The 23,422-nt window shown below is 43.9% G+C and carries 25 protein-coding genes, 2 tRNA genes and 1 pseudogene; 13 read left to right on the top strand and 15 right to left on the bottom strand.

All coding sequences use genetic code 11. The features are described from left to right. Both A1D16_RS17230 and A1D16_RS17225 read right to left on the bottom strand, forming a co-directional pair. Positions 1–254 (bottom strand): hypothetical protein (locus A1D16_RS17230; protein ID WP_290711780.1); only part of this gene is annotated, 254 nt, incomplete at its 3' end. Positions 255–263: 9 nt separating this feature from the next. Next, positions 264–494: a hypothetical protein gene (locus tag A1D16_RS17225; RefSeq protein WP_290711778.1), complete on the bottom strand. Its 231-nt coding sequence runs from the start codon at positions 492–494 to the stop codon at positions 264–266. Positions 495–691: 197 nt separating this feature from the next. Between A1D16_RS17225 and A1D16_RS17220 the strand changes: the two genes are divergently transcribed. Then, on the top strand, positions 692–1,003 hold the full coding sequence (locus tag A1D16_RS17220; RefSeq protein ID WP_290711776.1) for a hypothetical protein: 312 nt from the start codon (positions 692–694) through the stop codon (positions 1,001–1,003). A gap of 10 nt (positions 1,004–1,013) precedes the next feature. Here A1D16_RS17220 and A1D16_RS21770 read toward each other — a convergent pair whose 3' ends face one another. Genes A1D16_RS21770 through A1D16_RS21765 form a run of 3 tightly spaced genes read right to left on the bottom strand, consistent with a single transcriptional unit; the run spans position 1,014 to position 1,745 of the window. Beyond that, positions 1,014–1,217: a type IIL restriction-modification enzyme MmeI gene (locus tag A1D16_RS21770; protein ID WP_366206972.1), complete on the bottom strand. Its 204-nt coding sequence runs from the start codon at positions 1,215–1,217 to the stop codon at positions 1,014–1,016. Between the two features lie 23 nt (positions 1,218–1,240). Next, the gene (locus tag A1D16_RS17215; protein ID WP_290711774.1) at positions 1,241–1,678 is read right to left on the bottom strand and encodes a type IIL restriction-modification enzyme MmeI; all 438 of its coding nucleotides are present in this window, start codon (positions 1,676–1,678) and stop codon (positions 1,241–1,243) included. Beyond that, on the bottom strand, positions 1,656–1,745 hold the full coding sequence (locus A1D16_RS21765) for a hypothetical protein (RefSeq protein ID WP_366206976.1): 90 nt from the start codon (positions 1,743–1,745) through the stop codon (positions 1,656–1,658). Before A1D16_RS21765 ends, A1D16_RS17215 begins: the two co-directional genes overlap by 23 nt. A 74-nt stretch (positions 1,746–1,819) precedes the next feature. Between A1D16_RS21765 and A1D16_RS17210 the strand changes: the two genes are divergently transcribed. The 3 genes and pseudogenes from A1D16_RS17210 to A1D16_RS21755 all read left to right on the top strand — a co-directional run bounded on the left by A1D16_RS17210 (position 1,820) and on the right by A1D16_RS21755 (position 2,414). Then, on the top strand, positions 1,820–2,059 hold the full coding sequence (locus A1D16_RS17210; RefSeq protein WP_290711772.1) for a DUF4172 domain-containing protein: 240 nt from the start codon (positions 1,820–1,822) through the stop codon (positions 2,057–2,059). Between the two features lie 8 nt (positions 2,060–2,067). Continuing rightward, a pseudogene (locus tag A1D16_RS21760) lies at positions 2,068–2,286 on the top strand (hypothetical protein); the annotation flags it as partial. Positions 2,287–2,339: 53 nt separating this feature from the next. Continuing rightward, the gene (locus A1D16_RS21755; RefSeq protein ID WP_366206974.1) at positions 2,340–2,414 is read left to right on the top strand and encodes a Fic family protein; all 75 of its coding nucleotides are present in this window, start codon (positions 2,340–2,342) and stop codon (positions 2,412–2,414) included. On the opposite strand, the gene A1D16_RS17200 is transcribed toward A1D16_RS21755, so the two are convergent. Continuing rightward, on the bottom strand, positions 2,411–2,977 hold the full coding sequence (locus tag A1D16_RS17200) for a hypothetical protein (RefSeq protein ID WP_290711768.1): 567 nt from the start codon (positions 2,975–2,977) through the stop codon (positions 2,411–2,413). The genes A1D16_RS21755 and A1D16_RS17200 overlap by 4 nt on opposite strands. A 34-nt stretch (positions 2,978–3,011) precedes the next feature. Further along, complete coding sequence (locus A1D16_RS17195) at positions 3,012–3,461, bottom strand: hypothetical protein (protein WP_290711767.1); 450 nt, start codon at positions 3,459–3,461, stop codon at positions 3,012–3,014. 862 nt (positions 3,462–4,323) lie between these two features. On the opposite strand from A1D16_RS17195, the gene A1D16_RS17190 reads away from it, so the two are divergent. Then, entirely contained in the window at positions 4,324–5,556 is a 1,233-nt protein-coding gene (locus A1D16_RS17190) for a hypothetical protein (protein WP_290711765.1), read from the top strand. Between the two features lie 315 nt (positions 5,557–5,871). Here A1D16_RS17190 and A1D16_RS17185 read toward each other — a convergent pair whose 3' ends face one another. Further along, positions 5,872–6,726, bottom strand: coding sequence for a LysR family transcriptional regulator (locus A1D16_RS17185; protein WP_290711763.1), 855 nt, complete (start codon positions 6,724–6,726; stop codon positions 5,872–5,874). A 96-nt stretch (positions 6,727–6,822) separates the two neighbouring features. Between A1D16_RS17185 and A1D16_RS17180 the strand changes: the two genes are divergently transcribed. The 3 genes from A1D16_RS17180 to A1D16_RS17170 are packed head-to-tail and all read left to right on the top strand — an operon-like array spanning position 6,823 to position 10,721. Next, a complete protein-coding gene (locus A1D16_RS17180) occupies positions 6,823–8,166 on the top strand; it encodes a proton-conducting transporter membrane subunit (RefSeq protein WP_290711761.1) in 1,344 nt (447 codons plus the stop codon). 11 nt (positions 8,167–8,177) lie between these two features. Next, positions 8,178–10,421, top strand: a complete 2,244-nt coding sequence (locus A1D16_RS17175; protein WP_290711759.1) for a DUF2309 domain-containing protein — start codon at positions 8,178–8,180, stop codon at positions 10,419–10,421. Between the two features lie 3 nt (positions 10,422–10,424). After that, a complete protein-coding gene (locus tag A1D16_RS17170) occupies positions 10,425–10,721 on the top strand; it encodes a hypothetical protein (RefSeq protein WP_290711757.1) in 297 nt (98 codons plus the stop codon). A 64-nt stretch (positions 10,722–10,785) separates the two neighbouring features. On the opposite strand, the gene A1D16_RS17165 is transcribed toward A1D16_RS17170, so the two are convergent. Beyond that, positions 10,786–12,456, bottom strand: a complete 1,671-nt coding sequence (locus A1D16_RS17165) for a glycoside hydrolase family 32 protein (protein ID WP_290711755.1) — start codon at positions 12,454–12,456, stop codon at positions 10,786–10,788. A 166-nt stretch (positions 12,457–12,622) separates the two neighbouring features. After that, on the bottom strand, positions 12,623–13,753 hold the full coding sequence (locus tag A1D16_RS17160; RefSeq protein ID WP_290711753.1) for an RtcB family protein: 1,131 nt from the start codon (positions 13,751–13,753) through the stop codon (positions 12,623–12,625). A 143-nt stretch (positions 13,754–13,896) separates the two neighbouring features. Here A1D16_RS17160 and A1D16_RS17155 point away from each other — a divergent pair, with 143 nt between their 5' ends. Then, positions 13,897–14,505 (top strand): hypothetical protein, encoded by a 609-nt coding sequence (locus tag A1D16_RS17155; RefSeq protein WP_290711751.1) that lies wholly within the window; start codon positions 13,897–13,899, stop codon positions 14,503–14,505. Positions 14,506–14,834: 329 nt separating this feature from the next. On the opposite strand, the gene A1D16_RS17150 is transcribed toward A1D16_RS17155, so the two are convergent. The 5 genes from A1D16_RS17150 to A1D16_RS17130 form a co-directional block, all read right to left on the bottom strand. Beyond that, positions 14,835–15,932, bottom strand: a complete 1,098-nt coding sequence (locus A1D16_RS17150) for a slipin family protein (RefSeq protein ID WP_290711749.1) — start codon at positions 15,930–15,932, stop codon at positions 14,835–14,837. Positions 15,933–16,193: 261 nt separating this feature from the next. After that, positions 16,194–16,252 (bottom strand) — tRNA-OTHER (locus A1D16_RS17145). Between the two features lie 170 nt (positions 16,253–16,422). Then, positions 16,423–16,902 (bottom strand): ribonuclease H-like YkuK family protein, encoded by a 480-nt coding sequence (locus A1D16_RS17140; protein ID WP_290711747.1) that lies wholly within the window; start codon positions 16,900–16,902, stop codon positions 16,423–16,425. 35 nt (positions 16,903–16,937) lie between these two features. Next, positions 16,938–17,010: transfer RNA gene (locus tag A1D16_RS17135), tRNA-Gln, on the bottom strand. Between the two features lie 441 nt (positions 17,011–17,451). Further along, positions 17,452–18,984: an MFS transporter gene (locus tag A1D16_RS17130; protein ID WP_290711745.1), complete on the bottom strand. Its 1,533-nt coding sequence runs from the start codon at positions 18,982–18,984 to the stop codon at positions 17,452–17,454. A 144-nt stretch (positions 18,985–19,128) separates the two neighbouring features. On the opposite strand from A1D16_RS17130, the gene A1D16_RS17125 reads away from it, so the two are divergent. The 4 genes from A1D16_RS17125 to A1D16_RS17110 all read left to right on the top strand — a co-directional run. After that, on the top strand, positions 19,129–19,671 hold the full coding sequence (locus A1D16_RS17125) for an NADPH-dependent FMN reductase (protein ID WP_290711743.1): 543 nt from the start codon (positions 19,129–19,131) through the stop codon (positions 19,669–19,671). Between the two features lie 93 nt (positions 19,672–19,764). Continuing rightward, on the top strand, positions 19,765–22,203 hold the full coding sequence (locus tag A1D16_RS17120) for a TonB-dependent receptor (RefSeq protein ID WP_290711741.1): 2,439 nt from the start codon (positions 19,765–19,767) through the stop codon (positions 22,201–22,203). 17 nt (positions 22,204–22,220) lie between these two features. Continuing rightward, the gene (locus A1D16_RS17115) at positions 22,221–23,183 is read left to right on the top strand and encodes an NAD(P)-dependent alcohol dehydrogenase (protein WP_290711739.1); all 963 of its coding nucleotides are present in this window, start codon (positions 22,221–22,223) and stop codon (positions 23,181–23,183) included. Between the two features lie 23 nt (positions 23,184–23,206). Further along, positions 23,207–23,422: hypothetical protein (locus A1D16_RS17110; protein WP_290711737.1), on the top strand; the 216-nt coding region annotated here is incomplete at its 3' end.

The following is a 23,422-nucleotide window of genomic DNA, read 5'->3' as shown; positions in this document are numbered from 1 at the left end:
TGAATAATTATTAATTTTTCTTCATTTGTGGAATTAGAGAACCATAATCTTATTTCAATTGAATCAAATCCCTTTTCCAAATCATCAAGATTTAACAACTTTTCAATATCGAACTTTACAGTGCGCATGTAATCATTTTTCCTGTTTTCTGGAATTTCTTTAACTACTGCACCAGATTGAGGTTTACTTGATGAGTTACATCCAATAACAGTAATTAAAATCAAAATACAAATAATATGTGCTAAATAATTCATAAGTATTAACTATATAAATTCCCAAAAATTCTTTTTTCTAATCAAAGGCGGCCTAATTGAGCCAGGGTGCACGCCGTCAAATTTTCTAGTATCTTTTGGCTTTAAATCATTAGGTAACTTTTTCCAATCCCACGGAAATTTTGGCTTCCCTGGCATTGGTCCACTGTCATTTTCATCTGGAGCCAAATCTTGCATGTTTTCATTTTCAGCGCCTACAAAATTATGCCAATTAATTTCCATTTTTCCATGTGCGTTTATAAAAGCAATTAAAACAGTCCTATTCGTGTATACTAAATATTTTGTACTTGGTTAATAATGGCCTCTTGGAAATTCCAATATTGTACCTAAGTAAATATATAATTGAGAATAAAAGGGCCTACTATGAGGGCCTACGAAAAGTTACGGAAGAGAACAAGTGGACCGATTGGATTATGTACATGTTAGATGGAATAGAAACTACCGCGTTGTATACCCAACAAAAAATTGACAGTATTATCATACTAATGTCAGAAACCGAAAAGTTTTTAAAGGAAAAGGCGGGTGACATATATAGTAAAGAGCTTCTTGAGATTATTTTTAGGCAGCCGTATTCAAAACGGAAATTCTTGGAAGATGAGGGGTTGGTTAAAAAGAAAACTGCTGGCACGTACTTAGCAAAGCTTGAAGAAATTGGACTATTGAATAGCATTACTGTCGGAAAAGAAAAGCTTTATATAAATCGTCGCTTATTCGACATACTTAAAAAATAAAAAACCGATATTACAACAAAATACTTTTCTGATCGATGGTCTTATTTTTAGACTTGATGGTCTTATCCCTTACAAATATCCCCGCTGTATATTTATCATACAATTCAAAAAAGAATTCAATTCTTTTAGCCTCACTCGCAAATGGCTGGCTCCTGTATGCCTGATCTACCGCTTTATCAAGGTGCTGTTGGACTTCGGTAAGCTCTGGTGGCATCGTATTAGGGTCATATAGATCGGCTAAACTACTGGTCGGGAATGGCCTCTAGCGTCAAGTACTGCTTGGGCTACTTGCTCAATAGCTGCCTTCTGTTTCCCTGTAGGATTATCAGGCCAAGGAAAATTGTTGTATACGATTCCATTTGAATACTGAATATCACTCTTCAATCTTCCTGTTACTGATTTTGTCCAAAGGTTATGCATGGCTGAATTATGTACTCCAAAATGATATAATTCAGCATTGGGTAACATATAGTTTTTATTGCTGCTAATTATATTTGATGCAATATATCCGATAGGTAAATAGTGTCTTCTTTCTGAATATCCCTCTGGAATTACTAGATAATCTTTATTCGTATGTCTGATTTCATCAAATAAATTTGGGGTAGCAGCTTTTTTAATTGTAGCAAGTTTGGGGCTTCTTAATCTATAATCTTTAACTTTTTTGAACCCGTTCATAGACCATTGGAAGGTTTCTTAATTCCATCGGAGATCTGTCTTTTAGCCATAAACACCATCTATCAATGTTGTTAATAAACTCTGTTGATCCATATTACAGTTATACAGGGGAATGAGCCGAATAAATGCTCTAATCGGCTCATGACAAAATACAACTGGCAACAAAAAGACTGGCTGCAGTTCAGATTTTCGCTTGAGGAAGTTGAGGGCGAGCTGCTGATTTTTGCTGAGAAGGTAGGGAGGATATCGGGCATTTTAGAAGGTCTGACTGAGGAAACAAAGCAGGACGCAATCGTTGATATCATATTTGCAGAAGCCATAAAAACCTCGGGCTGCTTTACCATTCTGAAAACATCAAGGATAAATCTGCAGCGGGTTTAGGAGAGTTAATGACTGATGTTCGCAAAACATTCAGGGAAGTTTTGACGGAAGAAAAACTGTTTGCCTGGCACAGGATGTTGCTGGGTCAAAACAAAAAAGTCGCAGTTGGTCAATGGCGCTCCCAGGAAGAACCTATGCAGGTTGTTTCAGGTGTCTTGGGAAAGGAGAACCTGCATTATGAAGCGCCTCCTTCATCAAAAGTTCCGGAAGAAATGAAACAATTTATTGAATGGTTTAACGATACAGCCCCGGGCGGGAAACTGGAAATTAAAAAGCTCCGGTGCGTTCTGCTATCGCGCATTTGTATTTTGAAACTATACATCCTTTTGCAGATGGCAATGGAATCTATGGCTAATCCAAATTAGAAAGATTAACCCTCTCCCAAATCACATCTTCATGAGTAATATATTTTATCACACCGTAATCCTCATGCCAAAAGATTTTTTTTGGGTCAGTTGCCTTTGATTTTGGGTCAAACGTATCAAATTCGTATATCTTTCCCTTCTTCATCTTCTCTACGGTACCATTAGTAAGATCTAAAATAATGACTTGAGAAGATAAATATTGGATAAAAAGACGAGTTTCTTTATTAGGATATTCTTTGGCAATATGAACTAATTGACTACTATCAGAATGGTATTTCAAATTTTTATTTTTATATAATACAACTCCTTCCTGGGGTAGGTATTTATTATGAACTTCGATGGGAATATATTCTGGATAATACACTAGGCTTTTTACAATAAACGAAGTATCAAACTCTCCATTTTGTGACTTAAAAATTAACGAATCTCCTGCTCTGTAAATATTTATCCATTTCAATTCACCATCAGATAGCTTTGTCTTTATAGGTTCGCACCCTTTAATTGCAAAACATATAAAAAAAATGCAACACCAAATTATAAATCGGTATTTCATTATTACTCTATTAGGTTAACATTAATTCCCAAACTTATCCAATATTAATTAAATCATTAATCCAAGTATCTAAACTATGACCGCCTCTAGCTCCACCATAACTTTCCCTCTGCACTCTACGGTCCATCAGAATAAAAGCCCTGTCTGGTAAATATGGTTTGTAATTCGGGTTATATTCAATTCTTCCATTCTTTCCCATTGCCCGATCTGCATTATACTTGCTTGATTGCCAGTGGTCAATCAAAAAACCATTCGCAAATATGAAAAGGTTTCTATCAATATCTATTGGGTTAATTGGGTTATTGCCACCATAATTAAATGGAGTTAATCCATAATAAACTTCTGAATAATTTTCAGTCCAATGCCACTTGCCGATTTGAGAATCATACATCCTGGTCCCATAGTCATACCACTCTAACCCATCACCATCACTAAACTCTCTTCCTTGCTTATTCTTTCCATTATATTGATACTTGTTATCCAACTTACCGATGGCTCTTTACGATACTCCTGCCATGGTAAGCCCATAAGGATAATAATTTCTTTCTTCTAATAATGGACCTGGTGTATGTGTATTACTAACAGATTATGAAAGAATAAGGGAAGATTACTCTCATTACTGATAAAGATATAGATATATCCGTTCTTTAGAACAGTTACAGGAGTTGTATCACTTCCTGTAGCCACCGGTGCAAGATTACCCTGAAAATACTTAAACTGCTCATCGAAACTTATTTAATTCAGATAAGAATGTGGTCGGAAAATGGGTGCTTGTTTCCAGGTTGACCAAAACTGATTAAGGACAGCAAAAGAATATTTAATAAAACGAGCGTTTTTTTCCTACTACACGGTAAGAGTCATATTCAAACAAAGAGCATGTTTGACTATTTTGAAATAAGAGAGTGGAAAAACAGTTGGAATATTTTGCTAAGGCCTTAGCAAATAGATGAAACATAGTAAATTATTATTATTTACTAGCGGGGTTCACAAAAAAGGCCCTCATTTGCCCAAAATATCTTAGTCAAAATAAAATACACCTACTCCTTATCGCCCTTTAACCGGTCCATAAAAAATGAAGTAAATACTGATTTTCTTTATAACAATACGACGGTACCCTTTCTATCTGAACCCGTTCAAGTGCCCATAACGATTGACTGCTGGTAGATAAAATTTGGTAGGCGTTTGATTTTCAAAAAATCACTTGTCCATATAAGTTAGTTCAACCTATTTATTTGCTCGTAAAGACTCCACCCCCAACTGGCGCATTTTGAACGCTAATTTCCGTTTTTGACTTTTTTTAATCTACGATATTGCAGGTTGCTTAAATCCATTAAAACTGGTCAACGATGAAAAGGAAATTGCTTGCCGTATTGGTATTCTTGTTTTACTTAATGGCGCCTATATTCGCAAGCCCCGGGAAAAATATCAAAGACTTCAATGTATTTCCCAAAAACGACGGCAAAACCAACTCTCGCAATCTGCAAAAAGCAATCGACTGGGCCAGTAAATACGGGGCCGCACTTTGGGTGGAACCCTCCGATGAACCCTATGCACTGGCCAGCGGCCTAATTCTCAAAAAGAATGTTTCCCTAATAGGCGTTCACGGACCCGTTCCAAGAGCAACCGCTCACCCCACCAAAAAAGCACCCGTAGGCAGTGTTTTTAAAATCGAAGACAACGAACACCCCTTGTTTATTGTTGAATCAGCTACACAGATTAAAGGCATTCAGTTTTGGTATGCCCACCAGGAATTGAAAGACCCTTCCAAAATAATCAGGTATCCGCCCACCATACAGGTGAGCAAAACCAGCCGTACAGAAGGGGTTACTTTATCCAACCTTGTTTTTTACGGCGAATATATTGCCATGGATTTCAACGCCTCCGAAGCGTTTCCCTGCGAATTAATCCTGATTGAACAATGTTATGGTTATCCCTTAAGCGGAGAATTTATCCGCATAAACTATTGCTATGATATTCCAAGATTCCTGCATTGCCATGTTAACCCGAGTATTATGCGCCAAATGCAAGTCGGTTTTTCAAAAGCCGTGGTGGATGCCGTAATTGCCCGTAAAACCTTTGCCTATACCATCAATAATACCGATAATGCACAGCTGATTGATCTATTCACCTTTGCAACCTGGGGCGGCATTTACCTGGGTGATGAGAGTTATGGGCAACTAACCAATTTTAACCTGGATTGTGTTACGGTTGGCTTACATAAGGCCGGAAACAATACCAAAAACAGAAACTGGCAAATAGCACAGGGGTCCATTATTGCCAATGCAGGTACCGAAGTAGAAAATATTCATCCCCTTATCATCGAAGGCCAGGGACATACAGCTATTACCAACGTAGAAGCTTTTAGCGGAGACAACCCGGCCTTGACCAACACCGGCGTATCGTTTGATTTCATGCAGGTGCGGGGCAATGAGAAATTGACCATTTCACTTTTTGGCTGCCGGATGCGTAACTATGTTTCGAAACATCCGTTCACCATAAAAAATACTGCCGCAATTATTCAGGCAGTTGCCTGCATTGATAAAGATGAGCAACTCTATAACATTATTATTAACCGATAGACGATGGCAACAGCCAGTTTCCATCCCAGGGTTGCTCACCACCTTTTTTGCATATAAGGCGGCTTCCGCGCCATAGGCCTTTTTTCGTTTTGACGGGCAGAGCAGCCATCACGGTTTTGTCGCTGTATTGCTTTATGACTACGTTATCCGGTTTACCCGAAAAGCCAGATAAGGCATTGGATGAATTTTTTAAAGGGTGCTATCTAAGGTTACAACCATTTCTCTAGGTTTCTTCTACCGTTTTTTAACCGTTTTGAAAAAATAGTAGAACGGTGAATCAACGAAATGTGAACGTTGGAACAACGGTACAGCCGCTTACTCATGCTTTAATCGCTCTACCACAAATTTTTCCAGCGAATTAACTGCCAGGTTTTTATCGTGGTGCTTAAGCAGCGATATATGCGTGTCGGCCAATTTCGGCAACCGGTTCTTGGTGCGGATAATCTGCAGGTCGTCCGGTACCATATTGCGGGGTAATACGGTTATCCCCATCCCGGCTTTTACCGCTGCCACCGTTCCTGCATAACTATGGCTGGAAAAAACAATCCTCCATTTCCGGTTTAATTGTTCCAGTGATTGTATGGCCCTGGCCCGGTAAACGCAGGGCTGTGGTGATACAACAAGCGGAACCGGGCTGTCCTCGTCCAAACTAACCAGGCGCTTGTTTCCCACCCATTCCAAAACTTCCGACCAAACATCAATCCCATTTGGGAAATCTTCCGGTTTATTCATTTTTACCAATACCAGGTCAAACTGCTTTTTCTTAAACCGGGCAAACAGGTTCAGGGTAAGATCACATTCTACTTTAAGCAGTATGCGCGGATGTAGTGATGCATACTCCGATAATACATCCGATAAAAAAACACTGGCAAAATCTTCCGGTAACCCGAACCGTAATTCCCCCTGCAATTCAGGGTGCTTAAACCGATCCATCGCATCCCGGTTTAATTGTACAATCTTCTTTGCATAACCCATCAATACTTCTCCTTCCGCCGTCAATGTTAACTGTCTTGATCGTACAAACAAGGGCTTGCCCAACTGTGTTTCGAGCTTGGTAATCTGCTGGCTCACTGCCGACTGTGTACGGGCCACTTTATCCGCTGCCCGCGTAAAACTGCCGGTTTCCGCCACCGCAATAAAACACTCCAGGGTTAAGGCATCAAAACTCATTATTAGAATTTCTTATTTTATGTATTAGAATTAAGCGTTTTTCTTATAATCAAACCTAGGATATTTTTGCCTCCGACGCAACTAAAATCCTTCAACATGATACCATTCCTCTCCCGGATTTCAACATTTTTTCACGTTGACACACTTTCCCTGGTCCTGTTTTCACTGGTTGTACTGGTGGCCCTGTCCATCGGTTCCTTTTCGCTCCGGTACCTCCGCGGTGATCGCCGGCAGGCAAGTTTTTATGCCCGCCTGCTGGGCCTCGTGCTCAGCCTTTTCCTGCTGGTAAGTGCAGATCACCTGCTACTGCTGGCAGCAGCCTGGGCCCTAAGCAATTTCCTGCTTACCCGCCTTATGCTGCACAAACAGGAATGGGAAGCCGCCCGCCAATCCTCTCTGCTGGCAGGTAAAAATTTTGTCCTTGGTTTAGCTTTCCTCTCGCTTGCTTTTTTCCTGCTCTACCAGCTTAGCGGAACCAGCTCTATCCAGGCCATTCTTCAAAACCCGGTTACCAGCAAATGGACCAGCCTGGCCTGCCTGCTGCTGGTACTGACTGCCATGACGCAATCCGCCCTCTGGCCTTTTCATCGCTGGCTTACCAGCTCGCTGAATTCACCTACCCCGGTTTCGGCAATTATGCATGCGGGCTTGGTAAACGGCGGAGGTTTTCTCCTGGCCCGTTTTGCCCCCCTCTTCTTTCAGCAGGCTTTTATTCTTAACCTGCTCTTCGCTGCGGGAATCTTAACCGCCCTGCTGGGTACCCTTTGGAAGCTGATGCAAACCGATATTAAACGAATGCTGGCCTGCTCTACCATGGGGCAAATGGGTTTTATGCTGGCGCAATGCGGTCTGGGTCTGTTTCCTGCAGCTATTGCCCACCTCTGCTGGCATGGCCTGTTCAAAGCCTACCTGTTCCTGGCTTCCGGATCGGCTGCCAGGGAAAAACGCCTGCCGCTCAGCTATCCACCCGCGCTGTCGCGGTTTTTACTGGCTACCTGCTTTGGCATAGTTGCCGCGGTTCTATTCGCCTGGATCAGCGGTGTACAGGTTCAGGTGGCCGATACCCGCTGGTTCCTGGTACTTCCGGCACTGGTGGCCGGCACCCAGTTTACCCTGCCCATTTTACAGGATAAGGGCCGCTACCAGCTGCCCCTGGCCTTTTTTGCTGCAATAGTACTGGGCGCTTGTTACGGAGCCAGTGTACATTTCATGGAAAGCCTCCTGGCGCCCCTGGGCATTTCCCAACCGCAGCCCCTCAACGCCCTGCACGGGGTAGCGGCTCTGGTATTGATCGCTTCCTGGCTGCTCCTGCTCTTTGTACGCCCCGATTCTTCCCTGGGCTATCCAAACTGGCTGCTCAAACTATACGTACAAATGCTCAATGCCGGTCAACCACATCCCGGTACCGTTACTACCCATCGCAATTCCTATAAATTCTAAATACAAGAACCATGACAACCATAACCGAAGCACCTCTTATAACACCCAAAGAAACCACTGCACCGCAGTATAACAGGCAATCTATTGATCTGGCCATTTCCGGCAGCTGGTCGAGGATTGCACCCTTCTGGCCCCTTAAAAACCTGATTGCCGTAAACCCGCTGGCCGGCTTTGAACACCTGCCTTTCCACGAAGCACTGGTGCAGGGAACTGCCTATTTTCAACAACAGGATATGCCCGCCGGCATGCAGCTGGTGAACCGGGAAAGCATCAAATGGTTACAGGCTTTTTTTGACCAGGGACAAGCAAGTATTTCCATGCCCTTACGAACCAGGGGACTGTTGAAAAGCACCCTGCAGTTATTCCGCTTCGACCAACGGCTGCATAAAAATGACCCCGATAAAATCAGGTTCCTGGAAAACCTGTCGCATACGCCCCGGGCAGTTATTGCGGAAAGCCTTTTTTACCTGGGAATTTCGGAAGCCGACCAGGAGACTTTTCTTACCCTGGTTTTAACTACCCTGCCCGGGTGGGCGGCCCATGTTCAATACCGCACCAGTTGGGCCGATGCCGCCGATGAGCAGGATCCGCATCCTGTAACCAAGGCACAGTACCTTGCATTCCGACTGGTTCTGACCTGCCTGCTCTGGCCCGGCGCTGCCGACCTGCTGCGCTGGCACCGGAATAAATCCGCTCAGCAAAGCGAACCCGCTATCCTGCCTTCTATCATCCAGAACGAACGTAATTACCAGCAGCAACTGGTAAAGCAGGTACAGGCTGTTCAGGCCCCCGTTTCAAAAAGCCAGCCCGCGGCACAGCTGGTGTTTTGTATAGATGTACGCTCTGAGCCCTTCCGGCGCGCGCTGGAAACACAGGGCCACTACGAAACCTATGGCTTTGCCGGTTTCTTTGGTTTGCCGGTTACAATTCAGAACCCGGTAACAGATCAGTCCTATGCTTCTTGCCCGGTATTACTCAAACCCGCTTCTACGGTGCAGGAGCTGCCCGGCGCTTCGGTAGAAGCAAGCCGCAAAGCCTATAAAAACCTGCAGGGTTTTAAAAAACTCTACCAGTCGCTCAAATACAATTTCACCACCCCGTTCAGCCTGGTTGAAATTATGGGATGGGCCAGCGGCGCATGGATGGGTATACGCACCTTATTCCCCAAAACTGCCAGCACCCTCCAAACCGGCATACAGCAGGCCATTGCACCAGCTTACCCACTACAACCTGTACTGGATAGCATACCGCTGCCGCAGCAGGTAGCATTCGGTGCCGGCGCCCTGAAAATGATGGGATTAACCCAAGATTTTGCGCCGCTTGTAATATTCTGCGGACATGGCAGTGCTACGGAAAATAATGCTTATGCCACGGCGCTTGATTGCGGGGCCTGCGGTGGCCGACACGGCGCTCCCAATGCCCGCATCCTGGCGGCAATACTGAATTCAGAAAACGTACGCAAAGAGTTAGAACAGCAGGATCTGTTCATCCCCGCCGATACGCTTTTCCTGGCTGGGGAGCATATTACCACCACCGACGAAGTACTGCTCTTCCCCGATTCGGTGCCCCCTGCACTGGCCGCTCCACTGCAAACCCTGCAGCAAGACCTGGAAAAAGCCAGAAAGCTGAACAGCCTTTGGAGAAGCCGCGAAATGGGGCTGCCCGCAACCCTGCAAAATGCAGCCGCCCTTACCGAACTTCGCGCAAAGGATTGGGCCGAGGTTCGGCCTGAATGGGGACTGGCAGGTAATGCCGCCTTTATTGTAGCCCCAAGATGGCTTACCAAAGACATTAACCTGGCAGGACGATCCTTCCTGCACTCCTATGAATGGGAGAAAGACCGGGATGGCGCCGCCCTTACCACTATTCTTACCGCGCCGATGGTAGTGGCACAATGGATCAATGCACAGTATTTCTTTTCAACACTGGATAATACGGCCTTTGGAGCCGGCAGTAAGGTTACCAAGAACATAACCGGTAAAATCGGCAGCATGCAGGGAAATGCCAGTGATCTTATGCATGGATTGCCCCTTCAATCGGTATACCGGTCTGACTCCAGCCCCTACCATTCCCTGCAACGATTAACGGTACTGGTGCATGCCCCCAAAACCAACATCGAACGCATCATACAGGCGCAGGAAATACTGCAACGTTTATTCTGCAATGCCTGGGTGCACCTGCTCTGTTATGACCCTACCGACCAGCAATTTTACCAGCTTTCCCAAGACTTAATTTTTACACCATATAAATACTAAAAAATGGAAACCCGCGAAAAAGACTTCAATTTAGTAGACGGCTGCTTTACAAATGCGGATGCGAAAGAAATTTTGGCTACGCTGTTTAGTGATAAAATCCATTTCCATCAACTGAGGAATTTTAGCCATGAAGAGCGATTTGGAAAACCAGATGCACATGCAATGGAACGAATTCCGGTGCTGAAAAAAACCCTGCAGGAAACACTGGCCTTTCTTCAGACCTACGAAGAGGAGACTGAATTCGAAATCCTGGCAGATATCCGGATCAAAGCGGTGGTGCCGGTACCTTATGTTGATTGAGCGTAGGTTAAAGTACACGGGGCCACCTTCCGACGGCCCCGTGTACTCTCTTTGTTTTTGAGCATTACTGCCAAACCGACGACAAGCGGTATAAATTAAGCTGGTGGAATTTCGCTGTTCCACCCACAACGTTTATGGAGCAGTTCCGGCCGTTCAGGTTCTTGTTAATGGGCATGTAGACGAAACCCTGGTTGGCAAATAATTCCACGCCGGTACGATCTATATAAAAGCTGAGTTGCAGCCTTCCTTTAACCAGGGGCAGCTTTGCTGTTACGCCGTCTGCACTCATTTCCTGCGCCTGCACGTTGTACACAAATTCCAGCCCGTTTAAATTAAACCGTACTTCATTTACCTTACCGGGTTCTACCACGGCCTGTAGTTCCAACAGATCGGCGGAAATACCCGCCAATGGGTTGGCTGTTTTCTCTCCTACCCTTTTTGCCCCATTCAGCACTTGTTCGGCACGCAGGCTTTCCAACTCTTTAACCGGTAGCCGAACCATCCGGATGCCTTCCGGGGTACTGACCAGTTTCAGCTCCATCGGTAAACTCATGCTTTGGTTAAAGCCCATATTGTCTTTATCTGTATGGGTTCGCCACCAGCCGATTTCGATTCTTCTGCCGCTTGGTTCATTATTTATGGTCTGCGCTGCATAATAATCTCGTCCCCACATTCCCTGCAAACGCTCCTGTTCGGGTTTAAAGACCGATCCATCAAAACTACCGATGGCGTATTGTGTGTTGGCCGCGGATAAGACCCATTTCTTGTTGGCGGCATTTCCATCTACGGGCAGTTCAAAAAAATCCGGACATTCAAAGAGATAGCGGTCGTCCCCCTTACCGCCTTTTACCTGGCCGGTTGGGGTCCAGTCTTTCAGGTTGGTGGAGCTGAAAAACCGTTGTGTATGGGTGCCATCATCCAGGGGCACCCAGAACAGCATTACCCAGTGTTTGCCAGGGGCATACCAGAATACTTTAGGATCGCGGTTATCCTTGTTTACCCGGGGAACGGGGGCATAGTTGAGTTTGTGGAAGTTTAATCCATCGTTGGTCCAGGCCAATCCCTGACACCAGCAGGTGGCGCCGGTAAAAAACATCACCAGGGGAGCATTACCATTTTCGCCAAGTCCACTGCTATTGGCAGAATCCACTACAGCAGAACCGCTGAACATGGGTCCGTAACCATCCGGATGAAGAACATCGCCCAATTCTGTCCAGTGCAGCAAATCCTTGCTTACAGCATGTCCCCAGGTCATATTGCCCCAACCTCGCCCATATGGATTGTGCTGAAAAAACAGGTGATATTGTCCCTGGTAATACACCAACCCGTTGGGATCGTTTGTCCATCCGCGCTTGGGTGAAAAATGCAATTGTCCGCGTAGGGTTTCGGTGTAGGGTTTCGGTTCGTTGGCATCTTCATCGCGTTGCAGGATAGGACGAAAACTACGGGCGTTTTTCGAAAGTTGATCTACCCGAAGTTCTATTTTCTTTCCTTTCCACTGGCTGATATCGAGGTAGGCATACCAGTCGGCTTCCTGTTCGGCCAGTTCCATTTCGAAAAAACGAAGCTTCACGCCGTCTTTCCAGATCTCGATAGTTCGTTTGGGGGCCCCGTTTTTAACGGGTAGCTGCAGGTATTTTTTCTCGGCTACAAAATACCGGTCAAAAGCTTCCTGCGCAATAGCCCTGCCTGCAAGGAGGCAGGCTACCCAGGCAATCATACAATGTTTGATCATGGTCTTGTTTTTTACCAGCAAGTGCTTTGCAGAACAAGTTTACTGAATCTTAGGCTTGCTGGATACTAATTTTTGACGGTCTATTAAATACCCCCCAAATGGGGGGTATTAATCAATCATAGTAAATAATCACAGAAAATTGAGTGCCCTTATATACTAGCAAGAACTAGATCTCAGAGTACTTTACTGTAACAATGGGAGAGGTTTTTGTCACAAGCTTAAGATATAGTTGCTTAACAAGTAAGTCTTCTGAGCTCTTATACGCAAAATCAAACTCCTGGATATAGCCCGCAGGAAAATCACCACTACGATTCAATAGTTCAGGAAACTGCAACCGATAGGCTTTACGTTGCTTTTCCTTAAGCGTACTACTCCAGTATTTCATTGCACTGAATCGGGATAATTTTCTTCCTGCCCCGTGAGAACAGGAATACAATGCAGCAGCCAATGCCGGCGTATCGTCCGCCTTTACCAATAAACTTCCTCTTGACATGGAAAGAGGAATTACCACGGTTCTACCAGGTCTTATTTCCGTGCTTCCTTTTCTATGCAGAACGCGTTCCCCCTCAAATCGCAGATGGTTATGAATGGAATCTTCTAGTTGATAGGGTGTTCCATTCATCGATCCGGAATTTTGCAGTTGCCGGAAGTTCTCCTGCAAATAGGCTGGATTTATATCTTCTTTACGACAACGTACGTATCCGGCCTTCTGCAAAAAAATCAGGGTCTTCATGCAAAAAGCCTTCCTGCGTTCATACCCATATTCGAGAACAGACTGGTAATAGTTCCTCAATTCCTCTGACAAATAGGAAACGGGCACATAGTCCAATGCTCTGGCTTGCTCATTCGAATACTTCCTAATAAGCTCTACAAAATCCTGATACAATGCTATACCCCGGTTTCTTGTACCAGTATGGCAAAGCACATATACCCGATCCTTATCCTCTTCAATAGATAAAAAATGATTACCTCCACCAAGACCTTCATCAGTCATTTTATGATGTGTAAGTTCCAACGCTCTGTAATGTTGTTCCTTATTAAAAGGTTTTATCCAGTGCTCCTTATTAACACTAAGATACATTACCCCGCAACCGATGTCTTTCCCGGTAATCAGTGGGTAACAATAACCCGTAGTTTCAAATGCGACACCAACCGGTAAGGCTTTCTCCTGGCAAAAATGAATATCAGGATAGGCATTGATGCGGTCCAGATAAGGCCTTTCAGCATACTGACGCAACTGCTCCAATGCATTTTTTTCAATGCGGTTAGCATCACAATAAAATCCAATAGATTTCATTGTCTTTAATTTAATAAAAAAAATAGTTCTTGGGGCCCGGTAGGAACATCTGCCCCTTGCATAGATGTCAGCAGCCGATAGTATTATCGGAAATGCAAAATTAATAAATCTTATTATATTACGATAGCTTCTTAAAAAATTTAATGAGTTTCGATCTTTATTTTTACAAACAGAAAGACTCGTCTACAACCAAAGATTCTGTAACCACCTATCTGAACATAAATATTCCCGGAGAACATACAAACACAGGGCAATGGGTGTATGAAAATCTGGATACCGGCGTTTATTTTTATTTCGAATCAACTGGTCTTGATATCAACAAGGATACCCCAACAGAACCCTTTGAGAATTTTGAAAACCTTAATATCTCGTTTAGTTTGAACTTTATGCGCCCAGATTTTTTTGGCATTGAAGCATTTAAATTCGTTGAAGAACTTCTGCAAGCGCTTGATTTATTTGTTTTTAACCCACAGCGCAATATTGAACTGCCGGTTAGAGAAAAAGGTGCCTGTTTATTTGATTCCTGGCAAAAGGGCAATAAATGGGCAAGTATAGACCATTTTAAAGGTATAGATGCCTGTTTTATACCCGCATCGGTATCTAACAAGCTTTGGAAATACAATTTTAATAGGTTCAAACTGCAGGAAAAATTAGGGAAGGAATACTTTTTCCGAAAATTTTCTTCGTCCGGAATAAAGAGAACAACGAAATCAGTACAATGGCGAGCTGGTTTCAGCACATACCTACGATAATTCCCCCTGTAGATTTTTTTGTATTGGGTGAGGAATATTATTCGTGGTTTAAAAAAGTAAAAGAATCCGTTCTCGTTGAATATGCTTCCCTTATAAAAACATTTGAAACCGACTTAGAAGCCTATGATCTAGAAGGTTGTAAAATCATTTATCCAGATAAAGCGGGTCGGATCGGCAAAACCTTCAACCTGATCAATTCAACAATGAAAACAAACTTTTTTCCTTCAATTGTTCCAATGTAAAAACTGTTCAACTATCAGCCTGAGTTAAAATGCGGAGATCAGACCTGCTGATCTCCGCATATAAAACCGGCACCTGCTCCGGTATTATTATTTGGGCGTGAACCATTCTTTCAATTGTTCTACCAGTTTACCATTGCCATTTACACTGATATGGCTGATTTTTTCTGCGATCTTTTCCACGTATTCCATTTCCTTCAATTTCCATAACATCGCATTTTCTTCCATCAGTTTAGCTGTGTTCAACAAGCTCCTGGTGCTGGCCGTTTCCTCTCTACGCATAATGGTATTAGCCTGTGCCCGTTTTTCCGCTACCAATACCTGGTTCATGATTTCTTTCATTTCGCCAGGTAATATGATATCACGGATACCGAAACCCGCTAACTCCACCCCCAGTTCTGCTGCCTTTTCGCTGATCCGTTCCTGCATAAAAGGCGCAATAGTCTCTCTTTTTTCCAGCAATTCATCAAAGCTTAAGCCGGCCACATATTCCCGCAATACCAGTTGCATGGTGATGTATAACTGTCGTTCATATTCCTTGTTGTCTAACAGGGCTTTTTCAATAGCTACCACCCTGTACTGTGCCCAGGCATTCAGGCGCAGAGCGGCTTTATCTTTTGTCAGAATTTCCTGGCCGTTGATCTCCAGTTGCAATTGCCGTATATCGACCTTGCCTAACTGTATTACAACCCCGTTCTTCCACCAGTAATAAACACCGCTATCCAGCACCGCTTCAAACTTTCCATCCATGAAAAGCACTGCTTTTTCATAGTTTTCAACCGTGTAGCTACGCAAATAGGGGGCTAAGACAGGATGTGTCAATAATACCCGGTCAATGGCAGGAGCAATGGCAGGTTTACCGGCATCCACTTTTATGAACTGGTATACCATAGGGCCTTTCCAGAACGTATACCTTCCAGCTTTTAATACAGTGGTCAGCATGCCATTTACAAATTGCAACACCAGTTCATTGTCTTTTACTTCAACCAGCTCCAGCAGGCTCCTGAGCTCTGCATGCGCTAAAAGAATATTCAGTTCAACAGGTGCTATAAACTCCCGCGTGGTATCATAGACGCCTACCTCTTCTCCTTTCCAGAACCAATAGTTGCCTTGTTTTATTACTTGCTTCAGAGCACCTTTCCGGAATACCAGGCCAATCTGGTAAGCATTTACTTTTACATATTTCATTGTTTTGGTTTTTGAGTTAATTAATTAAAACCAGGCAACAGCTATCGGGCATAGCGGAATACTGCGCTTTATTTCTTTGTGTGCACCCTTCCTCTGTTACTATCACCCGGCAGGTCGGATGCTTCATACAACCTGAACGGTGCTACTCCTGAACTAAATAAACAGTATTGCAGGCTGGTACCTGATAGTTGTTTTTACAACCAGCAACTGTTTACCTGGTTTTATTGAATTGTTGTGTTCTTTCCACTGAACTACCACGAATGGATCGTGAGCAGGATTCGAACCTGCGCATAAGACTACTGCTCTACCACTGAGCTACCTGGTTAACCAGGAAAGGAGTTGAACCTTTGACACATAGTGAAAAGGGAATAACGCTATTGCGACAACAGCATACAGCAGGTTACAACCGCTGCACTGCGGGGCAGTTAAAAGCCCTCACCCGGTTTGTTTTTAACAGGCGATTCCCTCTACCCTTCGATAGCCTTCTGCTTTATTGCACAACTTTATTGGCACAGCTGCTACTGGCAAAAGCATGGGGTTTGGCACGGAATTCAAATCCCATACCTCGTATATAGCCCATAGCTTCTTTCAGCGCATCATTGCTTTTAAAACCCGGGTTGGTATTGATATCGGCATGCAGTTCCATATCAATATTGTACTGTGTACAAACCCGGCAAATTCGATAAGCTGTATCAATACTTTTGGATACCTCCATCAGCATTCGCTGTTTGATACTCATTTTCCAGTGGGTACGCTCTGGCAGTATATACATAAAGCCTCCTTTCCCTTTTCGGATCACTACAATAACAGTGGCAAACGCTGTATATGCGCCTTTTACCTGGCTGTCGGTTCCAATACAAAGCTTCAATTCATATCCGGCCGTTTTTTCACGTACAATCATTGCTCCGATCTCTTCTTCAATCGGTTGCCTGATCCGTTGTCCATCCAATTTTCTCCATTGCTGTTCCATTGTTTATGGTTTAAAAATAATTCTACAAGTCGTCGTTGTTGAGGCTGGATTCGAACCAACATTCCCAATGCCAAAAACTGGTGTGTTTATCCCTTACACTACTCAACAAACTGCATAAAAAAACCCGGTCAGCTAAACTTCGACCGGGTTCATACAGGCTTTAAGATTACTGTTCTAATCCTGCAAATTTTTCCCGGCAGTTGTTGATTCATTACTAATCCATTCCTGTACTGGCACAATAATGCCAGGTAGAAATCTTAGCTGCTGCCTGTTTATAACCCGTTTATATTTGGCTCTTAGTTTCAATTTTTTTCTTTTGGTTTATTGCATTAAAAAGCCCCGCAACACAGGCGGGGCTTCTATTTCAGAGAATTTAACTGCTTTGTTATTGCAAATAAATACATGCCCCGCAACCTGCACTATAGTCTATCCGACTAAAGCGATTCTTTGTTACAATATGTTCCTGCGGTAGTTGCATGTAGTTTTTGTTTTGCTGTGCAAAGATGCAATTCTTTTTTTGATACTGCCAAGTAATCGACTAAAATTATTTTATACGCGGGCCAGTTTTGTCAGCGCCAGCGCAATTAATACCACCAGTAAAAATACACTTACCCAGGCACTCACCTGCATGCCTGCTAAAAACGATTGTTGTGCACCATTCAAGAGTATACTACCTTCTGCTTCTCCTAAAACAGCCGCTTCATTTACAGCGGCGCCCAATGTTTGCCGGGCTTTTGAAACAGCCGTTGCCGGAACCTGTTCAAAATTTTGTTGCAGCATAGAACTTCGGTATACGGCTGTTCCCAAACTTCCTAGTACCGCCATTCCGGTTGCACCACCAAACTCTGCACTGGTTTCTGAAATTGCACTGGCGGCACCTGCGCGTTCTGGCGGTGCCGAACCTATCACAAGGTCTGTTGCCATGGTAACCACCGGAGCAAATCCTATAGATGTAAAAAACATCGCAATAACTGTCCAAATAACTGAGCTCTTCTCGGTTAACTGAGAAATTATAACAAACCCGATAATAGCCATCACAAGGCTGCAGGCAATAAGCTTGTGGGTAGGCAAATATTTAAGCAGGGCAGGCCCCTGTGTGGCACCCAGCATAAAACCAGCAAAGGAGGGAAGTGCCCAAAGCCCGGCTAAAAGCGGCGTTAAACCCAATACAAGTTGCATGTATTGATAGGTAAAGAAAAATGAACCGAACATTACAAAACAACCAAATCCGTACAAGGTAAGCGAAGCGCTGAAGCTGGGAATTTTAAACAACGCAATATCTATCAGCGGATCGGAAAGAATTGCCTGGCGACGCAGGAAAATATAGCCAACCAGTAAACCGCCCAATATAGCCATTGCCCGAAACAGGCTGATTCCATATGTAGCAATTTCCTTAAGCCCGTAGATAATTAATAAAACAGCCACCAAGGAAAGCAAAGCACTTAATAAATCAAGCTTCCTGGCATGGGGATCTTTAAATTCCGGTAATAAAACCGGACCAGTAACCAATAACAACACCATAACGGGTAGTGCAATTAAAAAAACGGAACCCCACCAGAAATATTCCAACAGTATTCCTCCTGCCAATGGACCGATGGCAGCACCTGCCGCATAACTGAGGGCCCAGAGTCCAATAGCTTTGGTTCGTTCCTCCGGTACCTGAAACATATTACTAATGAGCGAAAGGGTAGAAGGGGCAATGGTTGCGCCAGCTATTCCTAATACCGCTCTGGCAGCAATCAGTGTTTCTGCCGAATTTGCAAAGGCAGCCAATATAGATGCCAGTCCAAAAAAGGCCGCGCCGATCAACAGCAGTTTCCTTCTCCCGATCCGATCGCCCAGGTTGCCCATGGTAATAAGAAAACCTGCTACCAGAAATCCATAGATATCCATGATCCATAATAATTGTTCACTGCTGGGATTAAGATCAGCACTTAATTGCGGAACAGCCAGGTTCAATACTGTCAGATCCATCGAATAAAGCATACATGGCAGGGCTATTATCAATAAACCCAGCCATTCTTTTCTGGTGGCCTTTTGTAAGGTAATATTGCTGGATGGTGTAGCAGAAGATGTATTCATGGATAAAATTTTGGAGTTAGGAACAAACTTAAATCGATTTTTTTTCGTCAAGGGGTTGAAATCCAGTCTTTATGTGGGGGCAATTGCGTCAGTGCTTTATGACCTGCAGGCATTAGTTTTGAATAAGCAAGCTAAACGATCTACATGAAACTAGTTATCATTTCCGGAAGCGCCCGGCCAAACAGGCAATCGCATAAAATAGCAGTTGAAGTAATCAGCCGCCTCAGGTCTATAGAAACGGTGCAGCCATTTTTACTCGATGTAAGGGAAGATCGGCTTCCTTTGCTGGAGTCTATTTACCGGAATCACCCCGAACCCACGGATACTATGCACTACTGGAAAAATCAGCTCGACCAGGCAGCCGCCATCCTTTTCGTTTCTCCCGAACACAATGCCAGTTACCCGGGTGCATTAAAAAACGCGCTTGATTATTTTTATGAAGAATACAAGAATAAGCCTATGGGCATTGTCGCCGTTTCCAGCGGCGCACTGGGCGGCATTCATGCAGTTAGCGCCCTGCAACAGTTTTGCCTGAAAGTAGGGGGACTGGTTTTTCCGGGTTACCTGATAACACCCAAAGTGCAATCCTTATTCGACACAGACGGAACGCTGTCGGATCTGTCCTATGCAAGCCGACTAGATAAGTTTTTGCAACAATTTATTGACTTTGCCTCCAAACATGGATAGCTAAGCCTTTATCTTGTTCCGATCTTACCTTAAGTCAAGATGATTCTCCGGTTTAAGAAATTGTTTTGTAAAAAATATTCTTAAACCAGTTTCATGAAAAAATTTGTTCTTCTACTTTGCAGCATTTTTTGGTATAGCCAGTTTTGTAGTGCGCAGATCAGCCAGCAAACGCTCAGAGGCACCATACTGGATACCGACAATAAACTACCACTGGCCGGCGTAAGCGTTAGCATTGAACTGGGCAATACCAGTTTTCAGGCTATTACAGATGCGGAAGGAAATTTCCGGTTTGAGCAAATGCGTATTGGCCGGTACACGCTAACCGCCAGTTTTATCGGGTACGATAAACTGATACTTCCCAACCTGGTACTTACAGCCGGTAAGGAACTGGTAGTATCGCTCAGTATGCAGGAAGCAGCCCATACTTTAAAAGAATTTGTGCTGACGGTAGATAAAAACAAGGGCCAGGCTGGTAATGAGCTGGCGCTGGTAAGCAGCCGGGCTGTATCACCGGAGCAAACCAACCGTTTTGCCGGTGGTTTTAACGATCCCTCCCGCATCCTTTCCAATTTTGCCGGTGTTACCAATACGCAGGATGGTAGCAACGACATCATCGTTCGGGGAAACTCTCCCAAATACCTGCAATGGCGGTTGGAAGGTATCCAGATTGCCAACCCCAATCATTTTTCTGACCAGAGTTCAGTAGGCGGTTCCATCAGTACACTCAATAATAACCTGCTGGCGAGTTCAGATTTTTATACCGCTGCTTTTCCGGCCGAGTTTGGCGATGCGCTTTCGGGCGTATATGATGTAAAACTAAGGCAGGGCAATAACGAAAAATTCGAATCTATTGCAGGGCTGGGAGTAACAGGTACTGATCTAACCCTGGAAGGCCCTTTCAAAAAAGGATACAAGGGCTCCTTCCTGATTAATTACCGCTATTCAACTATATCATTGCTGGATAAGCTGGGGCTTTTCAATGATATCAACGGGGTATTAAATTTTCAGGACGCTGCTTTTAAAATAGTACTACCTACAAAAAAATGGGGAAATTTCTCCTTGTTTGGTTTGGGAGGCATCAGCCAGTTCCGGTTCAACGATGTAAACCCTGCTTTATGGCAAACCCCGGGTAACCGCTATGCGCCTAATAAAACCGGAGAAGATTTTCTTAAGAAATCGCACCAGCTAAACCTCGGTTTAAATCATACCATTACACTCAGTCAAAAAACACATATCACCAGTTCATTAGCGTATTCCAGTGAAGGCATTGACGATGAAGTGTTCGAGAGTTTTTTATACAAGGTATATGACGAGAATGGTTCTTATGTAAAAGACTCTATCAGGAAAGATCAACTGAATTTCGACGGTCGGGTAAAAAAATCAACCTACCGGGCAGAGTTAACGGTTTTTCACAAGTTCAATGCAAAGCATAAAATTCAGGCCGGTTCTAAATTGGGGCTGCACCAGTTTGATTTCAGGCAGTCTATGTTTAAAGACAGTACCAACAAGCGATTTACGCTGGTGGATTTTTCGGAAGACCTGCTGACAATCAGGAATTTTATTAACTGGAAATTTCGCATCAATGAAGCATTCAGCACGGTAGCGGGTATTCATAATATGAATGTATTGTTGAACAAACAATCCACCATCGAACCCCGGTTTGCAATCAACTGGAAACCGGATCGAAACGTTGTCTGGAGCCTGGGATATGGAAACCACAGTGCCATGGAAAGCATTCATCATTATTTTACGAGGGTAGAAGATGCAGCGGGTAATATTACGGAACCGAACAGGAAACTTGGTTTATTGAAAGCGCATCATTTTGTGCTGGGCTATGAAAAGAAACTTTCTAAGAACCTGCTCCTGAAACTGGAAGCTTATTACCAGGGGCTTTATAACCTACCCGTTGCCAATTCCGATACCAATAGTTTCAGTACAATAAATGAAGGCCTCGATTTTCAGTTTATTGAACTGGTGAATAAAGGAACCGGGCAGAACTATGGAATAGAATTTACCCTGGAACGATTTTTCTCGCGCAATTTTTATTACCTGGTTAATGCCTCTGTTTACAATTCAACCTATAAAGCCCTCGATGGCATAAAACGGAATACCCGTTTCAATGGAAATTATCTTGTAAATGCTTTATTCGGAAAAGAATTTCCCAAACTCGGCAGCAAACAGAACAAGACCTTCGCCATCAATAGCCGGATTTTTGTAGGAGGCGGTAAAAAAATAATTCCTTTGCTGCGGGATGGTGCCGGGAACCTGGCAGTAGATCCGCGCAACAATCGCTACCTCGATTTTTCGAAGGCCTATAAAAACGGGCTCGATGATATTTACCACCTGACCATTTCTTTCAGTTATAAAATCGATATGCGCAGTACTACGCATGAGATCTTTCTGAATATTGATAATATAACCAATAACAGGGCCCGCTTAACCGAATTTTACGATCCCTCTGCTGTAGGATCTGTTGGGTATATGCGGCAATCGGCTGCCTTTCCTAACCTGCTGTACCGAATTTATTTTTAACTTGATGAATTATACAAATGAGAGCTGCTGTACGTTATTCTTATTGTTCGCCGGATAAACTGGAAGTACGTGAACTTCCGATTCCTTCTATTCGGACAAATGAAGTGCTGGTAAAAGTGAAAGCCAGTACCGTAAGCCAATCCGACTGTGGTGTACTAACTGGTAAACCGTATGCCATCCGGCTTTTTTCCGGGTTGTTGAAACCCTCCAGTCCCATTACAGGAACAGATTTTTCGGGCATCGTGGTAGCACGTGGTGCAGATGTAAAAGAGTACCAGATAGGCGACATGGTGTATGGTTTTTTTGATGAAGGCCTAAGTACCCATGCCGAATACGTGGCTGTACCAGTTAGCAAAGCCATGCTCAAAAAACCCGACCATATTACTTTTGAACAGGCGGCTGCCAGTTTGGAAGGCGCCCATTATGCCTATTATTTCCTGGATAAACTATCGCTTAACGCAGGAGATTCCGTGTTGGTAAACGGGGGTACCGGGGCTATCGGCAATGCTGCTATTCAATTTCTTAAACACAAGGATATACGGGTAGTAGCCACCTGTGAAGAGCCTTATATCGATTACCTCTATAAAATGGGCGTTGATTATGTCATTGATTATACCCGGCAGGATTTTACGCAGTTTGATGAGCAGTTTGATGCCGTTTTTGATGCGGTGGGGAAAAGTAGTTTCGGAAAATGTAAACGCCTGCTGAAACCTGTGGGCGTTTATATCTCTTCCGAGCTGGGGCCTTATTGGCAAAACCCCTTATTAGCCCTGGCCGCTCCTTTTATGCCCGGCAAAAAAGTAAAGTTTCCGCTTCCCCTTTCCATCAACAGAAGCCTTGAATTTATCCATGAACGGATAATAGAAGGCGCCTTTACGCCATTGATAGACCGATACTACCTGTTCGATGATATAAGTGAAGCGTTCAGCTATGTTCAAACCGGGCAAAAAAAAGGGAATGTAATTCTTCGCTTTAATTAATTTTACCGGATCAGTTATGCCTTATGCAACCGGAAAACAATTCATTTAAAAACGCCGCTATCGATCAGCCGGATGAAGAGTTGGAAGCCGTCCGGCAATCCTTGCTGCAATCCCCCTATAATTCCCAGGAAGAGAAAGATTTTTTTGCGGAACAAATTGAGATCAGGCGGGTTCCTAAAGGCGAATTTTTATGCCGGCAGGGGCAGTGGCTTTACCATTCCTACCACCTTTTTAAAGGC

The organism is Flavihumibacter sp. CACIAM 22H1, from assembly GCF_001601815.1.
Taxonomy (GTDB): Bacteria; Bacteroidota; Bacteroidia; order Chitinophagales; family Chitinophagaceae; genus Flavihumibacter.
This window is presented reverse-complemented; position numbering and strand designations above follow the sequence as displayed.